This is a genomic window from Falsiroseomonas sp. E2-1-a20, assembly GCF_051433195.1.
Lineage (GTDB): Bacteria > Pseudomonadota > Alphaproteobacteria > Acetobacterales > Acetobacteraceae > Falsiroseomonas.
This window is the reverse complement of record NZ_JBHMFT010000008.1, coordinates 50,167-66,538: the sequence shown is the minus strand read 5'-3', so window position 1 is coordinate 66,538 and position 16,372 is coordinate 50,167. Positions and strand designations below refer to the sequence as shown.

General features: G+C 71.1%; 15 protein-coding genes. 7 read left to right on the top strand and 8 right to left on the bottom strand.

Translation table 11 applies throughout. The annotated features are described in order from the left end of the window. Positions 1-25: 25 nt before the first annotated feature. The gene (locus tag ACFHPP_RS12135) at positions 26-655 is read right to left on the bottom strand and encodes a cysteine hydrolase family protein (RefSeq protein WP_437163504.1); all 630 of its coding nucleotides are present in this window, start codon (positions 653-655) and stop codon (positions 26-28) included. Continuing rightward, positions 655-1,674, bottom strand: a complete 1,020-nt coding sequence (locus ACFHPP_RS12130) for an ABC transporter substrate-binding protein (protein ID WP_437163503.1) — start codon at positions 1,672-1,674, stop codon at positions 655-657. Before ACFHPP_RS12130 ends, ACFHPP_RS12135 begins: the two co-directional genes overlap by 1 nt. Positions 1,675-1,904: 230 nt before the next feature. Between ACFHPP_RS12130 and ACFHPP_RS12125 the strand changes: the two genes are divergently transcribed. From ACFHPP_RS12125 to arsJ, 4 genes are all read left to right on the top strand, one after another. After that, positions 1,905-2,990 (top strand): site-specific integrase, encoded by a 1,086-nt coding sequence (locus tag ACFHPP_RS12125; RefSeq protein ID WP_437163502.1) that lies wholly within the window; start codon positions 1,905-1,907, stop codon positions 2,988-2,990. A gap of 115 nt (positions 2,991-3,105) precedes the next feature. Continuing rightward, positions 3,106-3,963: a metalloregulator ArsR/SmtB family transcription factor gene (locus ACFHPP_RS12120; RefSeq protein WP_437163501.1), complete on the top strand. Its 858-nt coding sequence runs from the start codon at positions 3,106-3,108 to the stop codon at positions 3,961-3,963. A gap of 23 nt (positions 3,964-3,986) precedes the next feature. Then, positions 3,987-5,027: an ArsJ-associated glyceraldehyde-3-phosphate dehydrogenase gene (locus ACFHPP_RS12115; protein WP_437163500.1), complete on the top strand. Its 1,041-nt coding sequence runs from the start codon at positions 3,987-3,989 to the stop codon at positions 5,025-5,027. Further along, the gene (arsJ, locus tag ACFHPP_RS12110) at positions 5,024-6,280 is read left to right on the top strand and encodes an organoarsenical effux MFS transporter ArsJ (protein ID WP_437163499.1); all 1,257 of its coding nucleotides are present in this window, start codon (positions 5,024-5,026) and stop codon (positions 6,278-6,280) included. The genes ACFHPP_RS12115 and arsJ overlap by 4 nt, the downstream gene beginning before the upstream one ends. On the opposite strand, the gene ACFHPP_RS12105 is transcribed toward arsJ, so the two are convergent. The 6 genes from ACFHPP_RS12105 to ACFHPP_RS12080 are packed head-to-tail and all read right to left on the bottom strand — an operon-like array spanning position 6,243 to position 12,068. After that, on the bottom strand, positions 6,243-7,160 hold the full coding sequence (locus ACFHPP_RS12105; protein WP_437163498.1) for an aldolase: 918 nt from the start codon (positions 7,158-7,160) through the stop codon (positions 6,243-6,245). The two genes, arsJ and ACFHPP_RS12105, sit on opposite strands and share 38 nt — an antisense overlap. 41 nt (positions 7,161-7,201) lie before the next feature. After that, positions 7,202-8,137 (bottom strand): PfkB family carbohydrate kinase, encoded by a 936-nt coding sequence (locus tag ACFHPP_RS12100; RefSeq protein ID WP_437163497.1) that lies wholly within the window; start codon positions 8,135-8,137, stop codon positions 7,202-7,204. Then, a complete protein-coding gene (locus ACFHPP_RS12095) occupies positions 8,134-9,102 on the bottom strand; it encodes an alcohol dehydrogenase catalytic domain-containing protein (protein ID WP_437163496.1) in 969 nt (322 codons plus the stop codon). Before ACFHPP_RS12095 ends, ACFHPP_RS12100 begins: the two co-directional genes overlap by 4 nt. Then, on the bottom strand, positions 9,099-9,914 hold the full coding sequence (locus ACFHPP_RS12090) for a carbohydrate ABC transporter permease (RefSeq protein ID WP_437163495.1): 816 nt from the start codon (positions 9,912-9,914) through the stop codon (positions 9,099-9,101). Before ACFHPP_RS12090 ends, ACFHPP_RS12095 begins: the two co-directional genes overlap by 4 nt. Continuing rightward, positions 9,908-10,786, bottom strand: coding sequence for a carbohydrate ABC transporter permease (locus tag ACFHPP_RS12085; protein WP_437163494.1), 879 nt, complete (start codon positions 10,784-10,786; stop codon positions 9,908-9,910). Before ACFHPP_RS12085 ends, ACFHPP_RS12090 begins: the two co-directional genes overlap by 7 nt. Beyond that, positions 10,761-12,068, bottom strand: a complete 1,308-nt coding sequence (locus tag ACFHPP_RS12080; RefSeq protein WP_437163493.1) for an ABC transporter substrate-binding protein — start codon at positions 12,066-12,068, stop codon at positions 10,761-10,763. The genes ACFHPP_RS12085 and ACFHPP_RS12080 overlap by 26 nt, the downstream gene beginning before the upstream one ends. Before the next feature lie 191 nt (positions 12,069-12,259). On the opposite strand from ACFHPP_RS12080, the gene ACFHPP_RS12075 reads away from it, so the two are divergent. The 3 genes from ACFHPP_RS12075 to ACFHPP_RS12065 all read left to right on the top strand — a co-directional run bounded on the left by ACFHPP_RS12075 (position 12,260) and on the right by ACFHPP_RS12065 (position 16,347). Continuing rightward, positions 12,260-13,024, top strand: a complete 765-nt coding sequence (locus tag ACFHPP_RS12075) for a DeoR/GlpR family DNA-binding transcription regulator (protein ID WP_437163492.1) — start codon at positions 12,260-12,262, stop codon at positions 13,022-13,024. Positions 13,025-13,042: 18 nt separating this feature from the next. Then, complete coding sequence (locus tag ACFHPP_RS12070; protein WP_437163491.1) at positions 13,043-14,518, top strand: mannitol dehydrogenase family protein; 1,476 nt, start codon at positions 13,043-13,045, stop codon at positions 14,516-14,518. Between the two features lie 131 nt (positions 14,519-14,649). After that, positions 14,650-16,347 carry a GMC oxidoreductase gene (locus ACFHPP_RS12065; RefSeq protein ID WP_437163490.1) on the top strand — a complete coding sequence of 566 codons (1,698 nt, stop codon included), beginning with the start codon at positions 14,650-14,652 and terminating at the stop codon, positions 16,345-16,347. The last annotated feature ends 25 nt before the right edge of the window (positions 16,348-16,372 follow it).

Genomic DNA, 16,372 nt, shown 5'->3' with positions numbered 1-16,372 from the left:
GTCCGGCCGCTGTCCATTGCGTGAGTCAGGGCAGGGGGAAGCCCGCCTCTCCGGCGGCCATCGCGTCCATGGCCTGATTGGCGCCGAGGATGCGGGCGAAGCCGAAGGCCATGGCAGCGAGCGAGGCGTCGTGGCGCGCGAGGTCGAAATCCGCGACGGCATCGCGCACGACGAAGGTACGGATATCCCGCTGCGCCGCATCCCGCACAGTGCTCTCAACGCACATCGACGTGGTCACGCCGCCGACCATCAGCGCGCGGATGCCGCGCGTGGCAAGCACGACATCCAGCGCGGTGCCGAAAAAGGCCGAGTAGCGTGGCTTGTCGATCACCACGTCCACCGGCTCGACACCGGCGTCCGGCGGAATCCCGACATCCTCGCTGCCGCTGGCGAGCGCGCCGATCTCGCCGAGACGTGGCCGGAGTTCCGTGGTGAGCAGCCCACCATCGGCGTGATCCGCGCGCAGGACATGCCGCGTCCAGATCACCGGCATGCCCACTGCCCGCGCGGCGCGTGCCAGCGCATAGCCCTGCCGTGCGGCGGCGGCGCAGGCCGAGACATCGCGTCCCTGGGCCGCGACGAAGCCGCGCTCATGCAGGAACCCCCGCTGGTAGTCCACCAGCAGCAGCGCGGCTTCCGCGCGCCGGAAGCGCATCAGGCGAGTGCGCGGTTGACGAAGTCGTTGGTGTACAGTGTATCCGCCCTCAGCCCGGGCGGGGTGAACCCGGCTGCCGCCATCAGGTCGTAGCCGCGCTGCCAGCGCTCCGGCACGTTGCGCAGGATGTTCTCGCGTCCCGCGGTCAGCCAGAACTGCATCTCGTTGCGCAGGATCAGCGGCGCGGTGGCGGCATTGCGCATCTCCGCAATCTCGAAGCCCCGCAGGTTGGCCAGGGTCTTCGAGAGGTCCGCATCCGCCAGCATGTCGTCGAGCGAAAGCTTCACGGCCCGCAGGAACCGCACCACCAGGTCGCCATTCTGCGCCAGCGTGGATCGCCGGGCGATGTAGCACTGCCCGGGGATCGGGGCGACGTCGTCCGTGTTCCAGGAGACATGAGGCGTGTTGGCGGCTTGCAGCGCAATCGGCACGCCGGCCGAGACGATGTAGCCATCGATCCGCCCCTGCTCGATGAGTTGCAACCCAGCCGGCGAGTTCGGCGCCACCTGCCGCGCCACCCGCGCCCGGTCCACGCCGCGCGCCTGCAGCATCACATCGAGCACGATCTCCGTCGCACCGCCCACCGACAGGACGCCGATGGTCTTGCCCGCCATGTCTTCCGGCGTGCGGATCGGCTTGGACGGGGCGCTGATGACGTAGAAGGGCGAGCCCTGGCTGATGGTGCCGACCGCGATCAGGTCATCGCCACCGGGCCGCGAGGAAGCGCGGATGTGGTCCCCCACGCCGGTGCGGGACAGCAGCCCGCCACCGCCGACAATCTGCTGCACAGCCATGGCGGAGCCGCGGCCCTGCTCGATGGTGACGTCGAGCCCCGCGCGCTCGAAATAGCCGCCGCCCTTGGCATTCAGCACGTCGACGAAGGCCAGGATGTAGGAAAACGGCGTGATGAAGGTCATCGCCCGCGTCGATTGTGCACGGGTGTCGCGCAGCGTGAGGGCGATCAGCCCGCCAGCTCCCAGTGCAAGCGCAGCCCGGCGCGTGGCGTTCGGTGCTGGCATGATGATCCCCTTGCTCTGCGAAGCCAGGATGGAACCCTAACGCCTGCGGGGTCAATGCCGCTCGCGGGCGCTGCCTGGGCATCGGTGGCGGCCAGGAGAAGGGCGAGTTCAGCCACGGCGAAGCGCCCCCTCCCCGCCTGTTCCGACGTGCCTATTACCCATAATGCGTCTTGTGGGTAGTAGTGGTTCCGTTTTATATCAGTGCTGTAGCTGCCAGTCGGAGACGCCACTTGGACGCCCTCATCCTCCCCGCCCGCAACCCGAAGCAGACCGCGGCCCCGCTCGGCGCCACCCCAGCCACCGTGGCACGCTGGTTCGACGCCGCGGCCGAGGCCGTCGCCCCGATCTCGGACGGCACGCTGGCCGGCGACCAGGCGGCCGCGGAAACCTTTCGGCGCCTGGCCACCGCCGAAAACACCCGCAGCGCCTACCGTTCCGCCGTGCGCGCCTGGTGCGCCTGGTGCCAGGCGCATGACCGCCCGGCGCTTCCGGCCGACGCCGCCGACGTGGCCGCATTCCTGGCCGGCGAACGCGCCCGCGGCCTGGCCGCGCCGACCCTGGTGCTACGCCGCGCCGCGTTGCGCTACCTGCATCGCGCCGCGGGCCTGCCGACGCCCACCGACGACCTCCGCGTCGCCCAGACCCTGGCCGGCATTTCCCGTGCCGCCGCCGCCGCCGGCGAAACCCCCCGGAAGGTCGCAGCCGCCACCGACGCGATCCTGCGGCAACTGCTGGCGCCGATCCCCGAGGACCTGCGCGGACTGCGCGACCGCGCCCTGCTCATCGTGGGCTTTGCCGGGGCCCTGCGCCGCGCCGAGATCGCCGCCATCCGGGTCGAACGCCTGTCGCCGACCGAACGCGGCCTGGTGCTGGAACTTCCGCAGAGCAAGGGCAGCCAGGCGGCGGCCGTGCGCATCCCCCTGCCCTATGGCAGCACCGAACTCTGCCCGGTGCGCGCCATCCGCAACTGGCGCCTCGCGGCGGCCATCGAGGCCGGGCCGCTGTTCCGCCGCCTCTGGGCGCCAGGGCCGGCACGGCCGGGCAAGCCCGCTGCCCCGGCCCGGCTCGGCACCGCGCCGCTGTCGCCGCAATCGGTCGGCGACATCGTCCAGGCTCGCGCCGCGGCGGCCGGCTTCGATCCCGCGGCCTTTGGCGGCCACAGCCTCAAGCGTGGCGCGCTCACCACCGGCATGAGCCGCGGCGCCCACCCCGCACAGCTCAAGCGCCTTGGGCGCCACAAGCGGTTCGATACGTTGGGTGAGTACCTCGAGTTCGGTGACCTGTTCGAAGGGCACCCGCTGACCGGGGCGCTGTAGGAGGTATCCTAGGGCCTGCTGCATGAGATGCGGAGCGTCCTGCCCTGAGCCGAACGGCTGAAGCCGTCATGCAAGCTTCACGCCGATATCGCGTTCCTTCGACTATGCTGGAAGCATGGATGTGGGACAGGCCGCCTCGGGATTCATGGCGCTGGGGCAGGAAACCCGGCTCGACCTCATGCGTGCCCTGCTCGCCGCCGGCCCCTCGGGTCTCGCCGCCGGCGACATTGCGGTGCGCCTCGGCGTGCCGGCCTCGACCCTGTCCTTCCACCTCCGCGCCCTGGAACAGGCCGGCCTGGTCGCCGCCACGCGGCATGGGCGAAGCCTGGTCTACGCCCCGCAGATTGCCGCGCTCCGCGCCCTGGTCGGCTTCCTCGCCGAGGCCTGCTGCGGCGGCGAGCCGGACCGCTGCGGCGACCTCAACCGTCTGTTCGACACAAGAAGGGAGACCGGCCACATGCAGCCGCCCGTGTTCAACGTGCTGTTCCTCTGCACCCGCAACTCCGCCCGCTCGATCATGGCCGAGGCGATCCTCGGCCGGATCGGCGAAGGCCGCTTCCGTGCCTTCTCCGCCGGATCGGACCCGTCGCAGGACGGCCCCCTGCCGGAGGTGCTGCAGCAGTTGAAGGCGCTCGGCCACGAGGTCTCCGCGCTGCGCTCGAAATCCTGGGACGCCTTCACCGGGCCCGATGCGCCGCGAATGGATTTCGTCGTGGCGCTGTGTGACACGCTGGCCGGCCAGGCGTGCCCGGATTTTGGCGAGACCGTGATCACCGCCGCCTGGCCGCTGCCCGACCCCGCGAAGTTCAGCGGCAGTCCCCCGGAACGCGCGACGCTGCTCAACGAACTCTACGCCGCGCTGCACCGCCGCCTGTCCATCTTCGCCAGCCTGCCCTTTGGCACCCTGGACCGGATGGCGCTGAAGGCGCGGCTCGACGAACTGGCGCAGCCGCAGGGGCTGGCGCGCGCCTGATGACCAAGTCTGAGGACACAAATATGAGAGTCGGCATCTCCGGCATGGGTCGCATCGGGCGGCTCGCACTCCGCGCGGCGATGGGTGCGGCCGAGCGCCAGCCCGAGGATCCGCGCGCCGGCAATCGGCTGGAGGTCGTGCACCTCAACGAGATCAAGGGCGGCGCGGCCGCCTGCGCCCATCTGCTGGAATTCGACAGCGTGCAGGGCCGCTGGCGCGCCCCCATCGCGGCGCAGGGCGACGCCATCCGCATCGGCGAGCGCCGCCTGGGCTTTTCCGAACATGCGAGGCCGACCGACATCCCTTGGGGCGATCTTGGCGTCGACGTGGTGCTGGACTGCACCGGGAAGTTCCTCGACCCCGCCACGCTGGAAGGCCATCTGGCGCGCGGTGCGAAGCGCGTCATCGTCGCGGCACCGGTGAAGTTCGACGGCGTCCTGAATGTCGTGGTGGGCGTCAATCACCACCTGTACGACCCGGCGCGGCACCCGATCGTCACCGCCGCCTCCTGCACCACCAATTGCCTCGCCCCGGTGGTGAAAGTGGTGCATGAGGCGATCGGCATCCGGCACGGCCAGATCACCACCATTCACGACCCGACCAACACCAACGTCGTGGTCGACGCCCCGCACAAGGATCTTCGGCGCGCAAGGTCGGCCATGCTGAGCCTGCAACCGACGACGACAGGCAGCGCCACGGCCATCGCGCTGATCTACCCGGAGCTGCGCGGCAAGCTGGACGGTCACGCCGTGCGCGCGCCGGTGCTGAACGCCTCCCTCACCGACTGCGTCTTCGAGATGCGGCGCGAGACCAGCGCCCAGGAGGTCAACGCGCTGTTCGCTGCCGCAGCCGCCGGCCCCCTCGCCGGCATTCTCGGGTATGAGACGCGGCCGCTGGTCAGCGTCGATTACGCCCGCGACACCCGCAGTTCCATCATCGACGCGCCGAGCACCCTGGTGACCGACGGCACGCTGCTCAAGGTCTACGCCTGGTACGACAACGAGATGGGCTATGCCTGCCGCATGGTGGATCTTGCCTGCCACATGGCGGAGGCCGGGATTTGAGCGGCAGCGCGCTCGCGCCCTCCGGCTCCGGCACGCGCAACTACGCCATCGTCACCGCCGCCTATTGGGGCTTCACGCTGACCGATGGCGCGCTGCGCATGCTGGTGCTGCTGCATTTCTTCCGGCTCGGCTACTCCCCCTTCACGCTCGCCTTCCTGTTCCTGCTGTACGAGGCCGCGGGCATCGGCGCGAACCTGGTCGGCGGTTGGCTCGCCGTGCGCTTCGGCATCGCGCGGATGCTGGCGGTGGGCCTCGCCACGCAGATCCTGGGTTTCCTGATGCTGTCGGCGATGTCGCCTGGCTGGACGGCGGTGGCCTCGGTCGCCTGGGTCGTGGCGGCGCAGGGCGTCTGCGGCGTCGCCAAGGACCTGACCAAGACGGCGAGCAAATCCGCGATCAAGCTGACCGCCGGCGAGGCCTCCGGCCGGCTGTTCCGCTGGGTGGCCTTCTTCACCGGCAGCAAGAACGCAATGAAGGGCCTCGGCTTCTTCCTGGGCGGGCTGCTGCTGGAGGGGCTGGGCTTCCGCGGCGCGCTGTGGGCCATGGCGGCGGGGCTGGCGGTGATCCTGGCCGGCGTGGTGCTCGCCCTGCCGCCGCTGATGGGCAAGGCGAAGGCCTCGCGGACGACGCGGGAGCTGTTCGCCAAGAACCGCGGCGTGAACCTGCTGGCGGCGGCGCGCGTCTTCCTGTTCGGCGCGCGCGACGTGTGGTTCGTGGTCGGCCTGCCGGTGTTCCTGTATGCCGCCGGCTGGAGCTTCGCCATGGTGGGCGGGTTCCTGGCGCTGTGGACCATCGGCTACGGCGTCGTGCAGGCGGCCGCGCCGGCGCTGGTACGACGCAGCGCCGACGGGCTGACCACGGAGGTTCCCGCCGCGCGGCTGTGGTCGCTGCTGCTGGCGCTGGTGCCCGTGGCGCTGACCGGCGCGCTCCTCGTGGAGGTGCCTCGGCCGGACCTGGTGGTGGCCGCGGGGCTGGCGGTGTTCGGCTTCGTCTTCGCGGTGAACTCCTCCGTCCACTCCTACCTCGTGCTGGCCTATGCCGGGTCGGAGAAGGCGGCGGAGGATGTCGGCTTCTACTATGCCGCCAATGCCGCCGGCCGCTTCGGCGGAACCCTGCTCTCGGGGCTGCTGTATGGCTGGGGCGGGCTCGCGGCCTGCCTGGCCGGGTCCGCGATCATGCTCGTGGCGTGCTGGGCGGTGACGCTGGGTCTGCCGCTCAATCGTGCGGCGTCCGGGGCCGGGCCCCGGGGCTGAACCCGCCGGCGACCCGGTCCACGACCTCGACCAGGCGCTGCAGGCGCGGAACGGCATCCTCCCGGAGCGCGGCCTCGACATCGGGGCGCCCGATGACGGTGCGCCAGACTGCTCGCCCCGCCAGAAAGCCTGATGCGCCCTCGCGGCAGGCCCATTCGACCGCCTGCGGGAAGTCGTCCGGCGCGACGCCCGAGGACAGCACCACCCACGGCCCGTTCACGGTGCGGGTCAGCTCCGCGCAGGCCCGCCGCACCTCCGCCTCCGCGCCCTTGCCGAACAGCGGCATCTCGGCCTTGTAGATGTCGGCGCCGCGATCGCCGAGTTCCCTTGCGGCCGGCAGGATGCCCTCGGCCGGGTTCCAGGCGCGGCCGTCGCGCGGCTTGCGGCAGACCGGCTCGACGATGCTGGCGAGGCCGGCGGCGCGGCAGCGAGCGATAAAGTCATCGACCAGCGCGACGCGCGGCTCGGCCGGCTCGTCCGGCCGCCAGATCACCAACAGCTTCAGCGCCACGGCGCCATCGGCACGGACCTTCGCCGGCACCACCGCCTCGTCGATGCGGGAATCGGCCACTAGTTCCCCGGGTCCGGGCACCAGCACATCCGCGGCGGCGATCAGGGCACAGCCCGGCGCCACCGCGTGCTCGGCAATGGCGCGGTCCCAGGCAAGCTCCCGGTCCAGCAGCGCGGCGGAGGCATGCGGGGTCAGCGCACGCAAGGCGGCCATCTTGAAGTCCGACATCGTCCGGTCGCTCACCGGCCCATCCTGATGTTCGGCCAGCATCGCGCGCAGGCCTTCCCGCTGGTCCACCGCCAGCATGGCGAAGGCGCCGGAAGGGCGGGCCAGGGCGCTGAGGTCGATCCCCCGGGCGGTCTTCATCATCGTGCTCTCCTGTCCCGGCCGGACGCATGGCTGCGTCGGCGTCATGTCCAACCCTCACCAAGCAGCGCCTCCACGGTGGCGCGGTCCGGCATGCCCTGCCACCCCGCGCCACGCTGCGCCTTCAGCGCCGCCGCGGCCGTGGCGAAGCGGGCGGCGCCCTGCACCTCGCGCGCCTCGGCCAGCGCCAGCGCGAAGGCGCCGTGGAACACATCACCACAGCCGGTGGTGTCGCGGGCTGCGATGCGCGGCGCGGCCAGGGCTGCCGGGCCGCCGTCCCGCCACCACAGGCTGCCGCGTGCGCCGAGCGTCACCGCAAGTGATCCGCGCGCGCCGCAGGCCGGCAGGCTGCGGAGGCGCGTGGCGGCCGCGGCAAGGCCCGCAGCGGGGTCATCGGTGCCGGTGAACTCGGCCAGGCCGCGCTGCGAGAAGATGAGGTGGTCGGTGAACGGCGCCAGCTCCGCGATGGTGCCGGCGGCCGCGACATCGGCGTCCAGCACCCGCGGCAGGCCACGTGCACCGGCCATGCGAAGCAGCCGCTCCGCCCCAGCCGGCCAGCGCGGATCGGCCAGGACGGCACCGGCGCCATCGAGCCGTGTTTCCGCCAGCGCCGACGCCTCCGGCAGCCCGTCGCCGGGAAAAACCGCCAGCACACGCTCGCCTTCCGCATCCACCAGCACCCCGGAGATGGGCGTGCGCCCGCCCGGCGCCGGCGTCACATCCACCACCTCCACGCCGCGGCTCCGCAGCAGCGCGAGCAGCGTGGCGCCCGGCCCGTCCTTGCCCAGCCGGCCATGCCACAGCGCGGCGCCGCCCAGTGCGGCGATGGCGACCGCCGCGGTGGCCGCCATGCCGCCACCCGTCTCCCGGAACCCGTGCGACAGGTACTTCCCCGGTCCCGGCGGCAGCGCCGGCAATTCCCAGACCTGGTCCAGCACGGCGATGCCGACACAGACCACGCGGCCGCGGTTGCCCGTCACCGCCCCGGCGCCAGCACGGGTTTCAGCTTCTCGCCCCGCGCGAAGGCGGCAAACAGGCCTTCGAGCCCGTCCAGCCCGGCACGGTCATCCACCAGCCGCGCGTAATCCGCACGGTCGGCGCGCAGCAATTCGAGGTTCGCGGCATAGTCGCCGATCGGGAAATAGAAGGAGCGCAGCAGGAAGAAGTCCTTCAGCCGGATCGACCGCGTCTCCGTGACCGACCAGGCATCGGATTCGCCGAGTTGCAGGATCACGCCCTCCACCCCCACGGCCTCCAGCGCCACCTGGCGCGCCGCGTCCTTGCCCGTCGCCTCGACCACCAGGGCGTAGCGGCCCGATGCCGCGGCTTCGGGCGATATCGGCGCGGCGCCCAGGGTGGCAGCGAAGCCGGACCGGTAGGCCACCGGGTCCACCACCGAGATCGGCCCGAACCCCATCCGGCGCAGCACCAGGATGGCGCCGAGCCCGATCGGCCCTGCCCCCAGCACCAGCGCCGGCCCGCCCTGGACCAGCCGGTGGGCGAGGCGGACCCCATGCGCGGTGGTACCGATGGTGTCGAGCAGCAGCGGGGCGAGATGGTCCGGCACGTCGTCCGGCAGCGGCAGCAGGCAGCGCTCCGGCACCGCCACGGCCTCGGCATAGCCGCCGGGGCGCTGCCAGCCGACCAGTTCGCGGCTGGACTCGCACAGATGCGTGCGCCCGCGCGTGCAGGCCTCGCAGCGACCGCAGAAGACCGGGATGTACACCGCGACGCGCTGCCCGTGCTGCGCATGGCCCGGCTGGTCCACCCGGCCGGCGATCTCATGGCCCGGCGCGAAAGGCCAGCCGCGCCGCAGCGGGCGCAGATCGCTGCCGCACAGGGCACAAGCGACGACGCGCACCGTGACCTCGCCCGCCGACGGGGCGGGCTCGGCCGCCTCCTCCACCGTGATCCGGCCCTCGCCGTGGAACCGCGCAGCCCTCATCCCTTCACCGCTCCCGCCGCAAGCCCGCCGACGAGGCGGCGCTGGATCAACATGGTCAGGACCAGCGGAGGGGTTGCGATCACCACGGCGGCGGCCATCAGCGCGCCCCAGTTGGTCACGCCCTCGCCCACGAAATTGAAGCTGGCCACGATCGCCGTCTTGCTCTCGATGCCCGACAGGACCAGTGCGAACAGGAAGTAGTTCCAGGAGAAGACGAAGGACAGGATCGCCGCCACCACGATGCCCGGCACCACCAGCGGCAGCACCACCAGGCGCAGCACCTGGTCCTGCCGCGCGCCGTCGATATGCGCGCTTTCCACCAGTTCGCGCGGCACGCCCTCGAGGTAGGGCAGCAGCACCCAGATGGTGACCGGCAGGGTGATGACGGCATGGGTCAGCACCAGCACGGTCCGCGTGCCGGTCAGCCCGACCTCGGTGAACATGATCAGCCAGGGCAGCAGGAACAGCGTTCCGGGCGCCATGCGGGCGAACAGCGTGGCGGTCGCCGGCCAGGTCATGCGGTGCCAGGCCATGGCGAAGGCGGCCGGGAACCCGAGTGCCAGGCCGAGCAGGGCGGAGCCACCCGCCACGACGAAGCTGTTCCAGGTGTAGTCCAGGAAGTCGCCACGGCCGAACAGTTCGACGAAGTTCTCCAGCGTCGGCGTGAAGAGCAGTTTCGGCGGCAGCGCCGCCACCTCCGTCCGCGTCTTGAAGGCGCTGAGCACCACCCAGGCGACCGGCGCCACCAGCACCGCCAGCACCAGGACCAGGGATGCGGTATCGGCCGCGCGCCAGAACCGCCGCCCTACCATGTCACGGCCCGGCGCAGCCGCGCGAAGGCGAGGACGGAGGCGAAGACGATGGCCGAGAGCGTGACCATGATGGCGCTGGCATAGCCGATGTCGAAGAACTCGAACCCACGGCGATACGCCAGGATGTTCAGCGTGGTGCTGGCCGTGCCGGGGCCGCCCTGTGTCGTGATGTAGATCACGTCGAAGAAGCGCAGCAGATCCACGCTGCGCAGCACCGCGGCGGTGACCAGCGTCGGGCCGAGCAGCGGCAGGGTGATGCGCCGGAAGCGCTGCCAGCCCTGCGCACCATCCACCTCCGCCGCCTCGAACACCTCCGCGGGCAGCGACAGGTAGCCGCCCATGACGATCAGCGCGACGAAGGGCGTCCATTGCCAGGTGTCGATGGCGGCGACCGTCAGGATCACGGTGTCCGGGTCCGCCAGCCACAGGCGCGGCGGCAGGCCGATCTGCATCAGGATCCAGTTGGCGATGCCGAAGGAGGGGTCGAGGATGACGATCGCCATCATCCCGATCACCACCGGCGGCAGCATGAAGGGCGAGACCAGGATGGTCCGCACCAGGCCGCGCGCGCGGCGCGACCGCGCCAGCAGCAACCCGAGCCAGGTGCCGATGACGAGTTGTGCCGCGAGGGAGACGACGTAGAGCGTCAGGGTCAGCCGCAGCCCGTTCCAGAAATCGGCATCGGCGACCAAGCGCGCATAGTTGGCGCCGCTGTTCAGGCGCGGCGCCTGGCCGAGCGCCACCTCGGACAGCGACAGCCACACCGCGTAGCCGAACGGAAAGACGATCATGACGCCCGCGAAGATCAACGCGGGCGCCACCATCCAGCGATAGGAGGACCCGCGCCTACTGGAGCTTCGCAAGCTCTGCATCCGCCGTGCGGGCCGCCTCGGCCGGCGTTGCACGGCCGAGGATGACCTGCTGCACGGCGTCGCCGATCTTCTCGCGCGCTTCCGGGATGCGGTCGGTCGGCGGCTGGAACACGCCGGTGCCCTCCCGGCCCAGCTGCACCAGCGCATCGGCCCAGGCGCGGCGGATCGGCTGTTCCGCCGCCCAGGCCTCGAAGGCCGGGCCGCGGAAGACCGAGGCGCGCGGCGGCGCGACGCCGGCCGAGACCAGCTTGGCCTGCGTGTCCTTCGACGTCGCCCATTGCAGGAAGGTCCAGGCCGCGGGCTGGCGGCGCGAATGGCTGGAGATCGAGATGCCCCAGCCGATCGCGGCGGGCTTCGAGATACCGCTGTCCCGACCCGGCGGCAGCACCTTCACGCCGAGGTCGTTGGCGCGGCCCGGGAAGCGCATGATGTTGGCGAATTCGTTGCTGCTTTCGTGCACCATCGCGACGCGGCCGGAGCCCAGCAGCTCGATCACCTGGGTGAAGGTGTGGTTCAGCGCGCCCGGCGGCCCGTAGTCCTTCAGCAGGTTCGCATACATCTCCAGCCCGCGGATGCTGCCGGGCTGCGACATGCCAGGCTTGCCATCGGCCGTGGCGACGGAGCCGCCGAGGTTGTTGACGAAGCCGATGAAGGCGTAGGGGATGGCCGTGCGCAGGCCGCGCGCGGACCAGGGGATGATGCTGGTATCACCCGCCTTGATGGCCGCGGCAGCTGCCGGGATGTCCTCCAGGAAGCGAGGCTCGGCGATGCCCAGCCGCTCGAACACGTCCTTTCGCCAGTAGAACAGCGGGCCTTCCTGGTTGATCGGCACCGCGACCACATGCCCGTCGAAGGTGTTGGCGCCCTGGATGGAGGCGGAGAAGTCGGCCGCGTCGTAGTCGGGCGCGGTGAGCGACGGGTCCGCGAGCAGCGGCGCCAGGTCGGCATACCAGCCGGCGCGGCGAAACACCGGTCCCTCCCGGCTCGCAAGGGTCATGAAGACGTCGAGGTCGGCGGAACGGCCCTGCATGAAGGTGGTCAGGCGGGCGCGGAACTGCTCCTCGTTGAAGATCTCGATCCGGGTGCGGATGCCGGTGCGGGCGGTGAACTCCGCCACCAGCTCGCGCATCGCCTGTGACCAGGGGTGGTTGTTGAACATCAGGTTGATGGTCTGGCCGTCCTGCCGGCGCCAGTCGAAGGCGCTGGTCTGGGCGCGCGCCGGGGCCGTTCCGGCAGCCGTTGCGATCGACAAGGCGCCACCGATGAGCTCACGCCGCTTCATGGCCGTTCTCCCCATCCCGCGGTGGACCGCGGTGATCATGGCGCGTGCTGCGCCTTGTTGTGGTCGGCGCGTGCTGCGCCATGTTGCAGACCGGATTGAAGACGCCCTATGTTGGATTCCGCAAGTGGATTTTCGTTTTCGCACTCAGATTTCCGCGGACGGAACGAGACCCAGGTGAAGGACGCGCAGGGATGGGCGCCGACAGCCGGCATGCAGGAATCCTCGACACGCTGCGCCGCCGCGGCGGCTATGCAGGCATCGAGGAACTGGCGGTCGGCCTGTCCGTCACGCCCCAGACCATCCGGCGCGACCTGTCGGAACTGGCCGGCAAGGGCGTGCTGCGTCGCCACCATGGCGGCGCCAGCCTGCCCTCCTCCATCGCCAACACCGACTATGCCGTGCGCCACGTGGAGAACAGCGCCGCGAAGGCACGGATCGCGCAGGCCGCGGCCGCGCTGGTGCCGGATGGATCGTCGGTGTTCCTGACCCTCGGCACGACGGTGGAGGCGACGGCTGCGGCCCTGGCCGCGACGCATCGCGACCTGCTCGTGGTCACCAACAGCAGCGCGGCGGCCCGCATCCTCGGCGCAGCGCCGGGGATGAAGGTGCACCTGCTGGGCGGCGCCTGGCAGGCGCGGAATGGCGGGCTGACCGGCACGACGACGGCCGAAATGGCCGGCCGCTGGCGCTGCGACGCCCTGCTCACCGGCGTCGGCGCCATCGGCGCGGATGGTTGGCTGCTCGACTACCACGAGGACGAGGTGGCGGTGGCGCGGGCCATGCTCGCGGGCGCCGGGCGCCTCCTCGTGGTGGCGGATGCCACGAAATTCCGCCGCGCCGCGCCTTGCCGCGTGGCCCGCCCCGGGCGCGGTGCCATGGTGGTCACGGATGCCGCCGCACCGGCCGCGACTGGCCGGGCGCTGCGCGCGGCGGGGGCAGAGGTCTTGGTCGCCTGAAAGGCCATGGAGGACAGCGTGATCGAACTCAGCCGCGCGACGCTGCGGGCCGTGCCGCCCGCGGTGCAGACCCCGTCCTACGACCCGGCCGCGGTGCGCGCCGGCATCGTGCATGTCGGCCCAGGCAACTTCCACCGCGCCCACATGGCCCGCTACACGCACGACCTGATGGAACGGCGCGACGACGCGCTGTCCTGGGGCATCCTCGGCGCCGGCCTGATGCCGACGGATCGCGGGATCATCGAGGCACTGGCACCGCAGGATGGCCTCTACACGCTGCTCGAACGCGGTGACGGCGATGAACGCGCGACGGTCATCGGCTCGCTGGCCGGCCTGATCGACGCCGCATCCTCCCCCGCCGCCCTGCTGCGCGCGATGGACGCGCCTGCCGTCCGCATCGTCAGCCTGACGGTGACCGAGAACGGCTACTGCGTCGACCGCGCGACGAAGCAGCTCGACCCGCAGAACCCGGCGATCCGCGCGGACCTCGCCGCACCGCAGGCGCCGGGCTCCGCGATCGGCCTGATCGTGGAGGCGCTGCGCCGCCGCCGCGATGCCGGCGCGGCCGCCTTCACGGCGATGTCCTGCGACAACATCCAGCACAATGGCCGGGTGCTGCGCGACGCCGTGCTGGCCTTCGCGGAGATGCGCGACCCGGCGCTGGCGCGCTGGATATCGGCCGAAGCCGCTTTTCCCTCCACCATGGTGGACCGCATCACGCCCGGCACGACGGAGGAGGACCGGCAGGGGCTGGCAGCGCGGCACGGCCTGCGCGACCGCTGGCCGGTGCCCTGCGAGTCCTTCCGCCAATGGGTGATCGAGGACCGGTTCGCGGGCGGTCGCCCGGCATGGGAGGAGGTGGGCGCGCAACTCGTCCCGGATGTCGGGCCCTATGAATTCATGAAGCTGCGCCTGCTGAACGCCAGCCATCACACGGTGGCGGGCCTCGGGCGTCTTCTTGGCCATGCGCATGTCTCGGACTGCCTGGCGGATGCCGACCTGGCGGCGCTGATGCGGGCGGTGATGGACCGCGAGACCGGCCCGACCGTCCCGCCGGTACCAGGCGTGGACCTCGAGGCCTACAAGCGAAGCCTGGTCGCGCGCTTCGCCAATCCCGCCATCCGCGACACCCCCGCCCGCATCGTGGCGGATGGGTCGCCGACCATCCTGCTCGACCCACTCCGCGACCGCCTGCGCGACGGCCTGCCGGTGGACCTGCTGGCGCTTGCGGTCGCCGCCTGGATGCGTTGCGCGGCCGGAGAGGACGAGGCCGGCCAGCCGATCCTGCTGCGGCACGCGCTGGCACCGCTGCTGCGGCAGCGGGCGCTGGAGGGCGGGCCGGACCCCGGCCCTCTGCTCTCGGTCGAGGCGGTGTTCGGCGACCTCGGCACGCAGCCGGCCTTCGTCGTGCCACTGCAACGCTGGCTCAACTCGCTCCACATGGTTGGCGCCCGCCGAACGCTCGCTGCGGCGCGGGAACTGCTGGTCTTCTAGGCGAGGTCTGCAGCCGGGGCGTCTCCCCGTGCACGTCATCGACAGGCGGGTCGACGTGGATGTGGCATCAGGCGACGCTGAAATCGTAGCCTCTCGCCGGCGGGATCACACCGCGCGCGGAGTGCACCAGGATGACGTTCACCCCGGGGACCTTCCCGAACTTCATCGCCGACCTGAACCCCGTGTTCCAGAGGGTCTCCCCCTCCTACACCGGCGCCAGCGGCGACTTCGACATCATCATCATAGGCTCCGGCATCGGCGGCGGCGTGCTGGCGGATGCCCTCGCCGACCGGCAGGACGGACGCCGCATCCTGGTGCTGGAGGCCGGCACCTTCCTCTACCCGACCCACGTCTACAACTGTTCCCGCCTGTCCAACGACCAGGTGGCCAAGCGCTTCGGCTGCCGGACGTTCTGGCAGGCGGCGCAGCGCGGGGATCACGGCAACCCCTTCTTCATCGGCGAGTTCCCGCAGATGAACCTGGGCGGCCGCTCCATCTTCTGGTCCGGCCTGATCCCGAGCTTGCAGGACTGGGAACTGAACTTCTTCCCCGACAAGGTGCGCGCGGCGTTCAAGGGCGGCCTGCTGGACGAGGCGGGGAAGAAGATGAACGAGTCGCTGACGCTCGGCGACATCGCGGAAGGCATCGTGGCACGCCTCCGCGCAACGGAACTGGCGGCGGATTTCGAGATCGTGCAGACGCCGCGCGCCCTGGACCAGCCCTACCTGCAGGCCAGCGGCGAGGCGGCGAAGGAATTTCCGCGGGAGTCGACGGGGGTGTTCAACACCGCGGAGCTGCTAGTGAACCAGCTCAAGCTCTCCGGCGATCACAATTCCGGCGCGGAGCCAACTGGCCTGAAGATGCTGCTGAACCACTACGTCGAGGACGTCATCCGGATGCCGGATCCGGACGGGCGCCTCGAGGTGGTGTCGCGCAACACGCTGACGGGCGAGGCCCGCTTCTTCCGGGCGAGAACCGTGGTGCTGGCGGGCGGGTCGATCGAGAGCCCCAAGCTCCTGCGGCGCAGCACCATCGGCCGGACGCTGGATCAGCCGGTGCAGGATCTCATCGGGGTTGGGCTGACCGACCACCCGACCACGGGCGTGTTCCACAGCCAGGCCACGCATATCTCGGGCCTCGAGATCCCGCGGGGCATATCGGCCAAGATCATCCTCTACAGCCGGGGGCTGCCGGGAGACGGCGCGGCGGTGCGCTATCCCTTCAACATCGAGATGAACGTCAACCACGAATACTGGCACCTGCGGGAGAACGACCCGTCCGCGCCCAGCGAACCGTTTCCCGCACCGGGGCCCCCTTCCCTTGAGATCAAGTTCAGCTTCGGCAATCCGCTGGACCCGGACAACGCGATCCTCCCGGCCGACCACCTGGGCTACGTCCCCGAGATCCGCTTCCGGAACCAGAGCCACACGGACCACCTGCGCAGGAACCGCTTCCCCGCCCTGGCTGGTTGGCCGGAGCGGACAGACCAGGAGATCTTCGACCTCCTCAACGGGATGGCGCGCAGGGTCATCGGGACGTTCGACAACAACGGCGTCCCCGCGACGCCGTGGGAGACGATGGGCCAGAACGGCCACGGCTTTGGCTGGGGCACGGTCCACCACGCGGTCGGGTCGCTGCGCATGCCGAGCAAGGCGCGCCACGACCAGGAGTTCACCCCCGGCGTCGTGGGCGAAGACCTCGAGGTGCGTGGCGAGCAAGGGCGAGGACTCTACGTGTGCGACATGTCCGTCATGCCGTTCTCCGCGGCCGCCAACCCGGTGCGGCACCTGGTTGCGCTGGCGCTGCGCCTGGCCAGGGAGATCGGCTGACACCTCGCTCGGGAGATGACAAGCC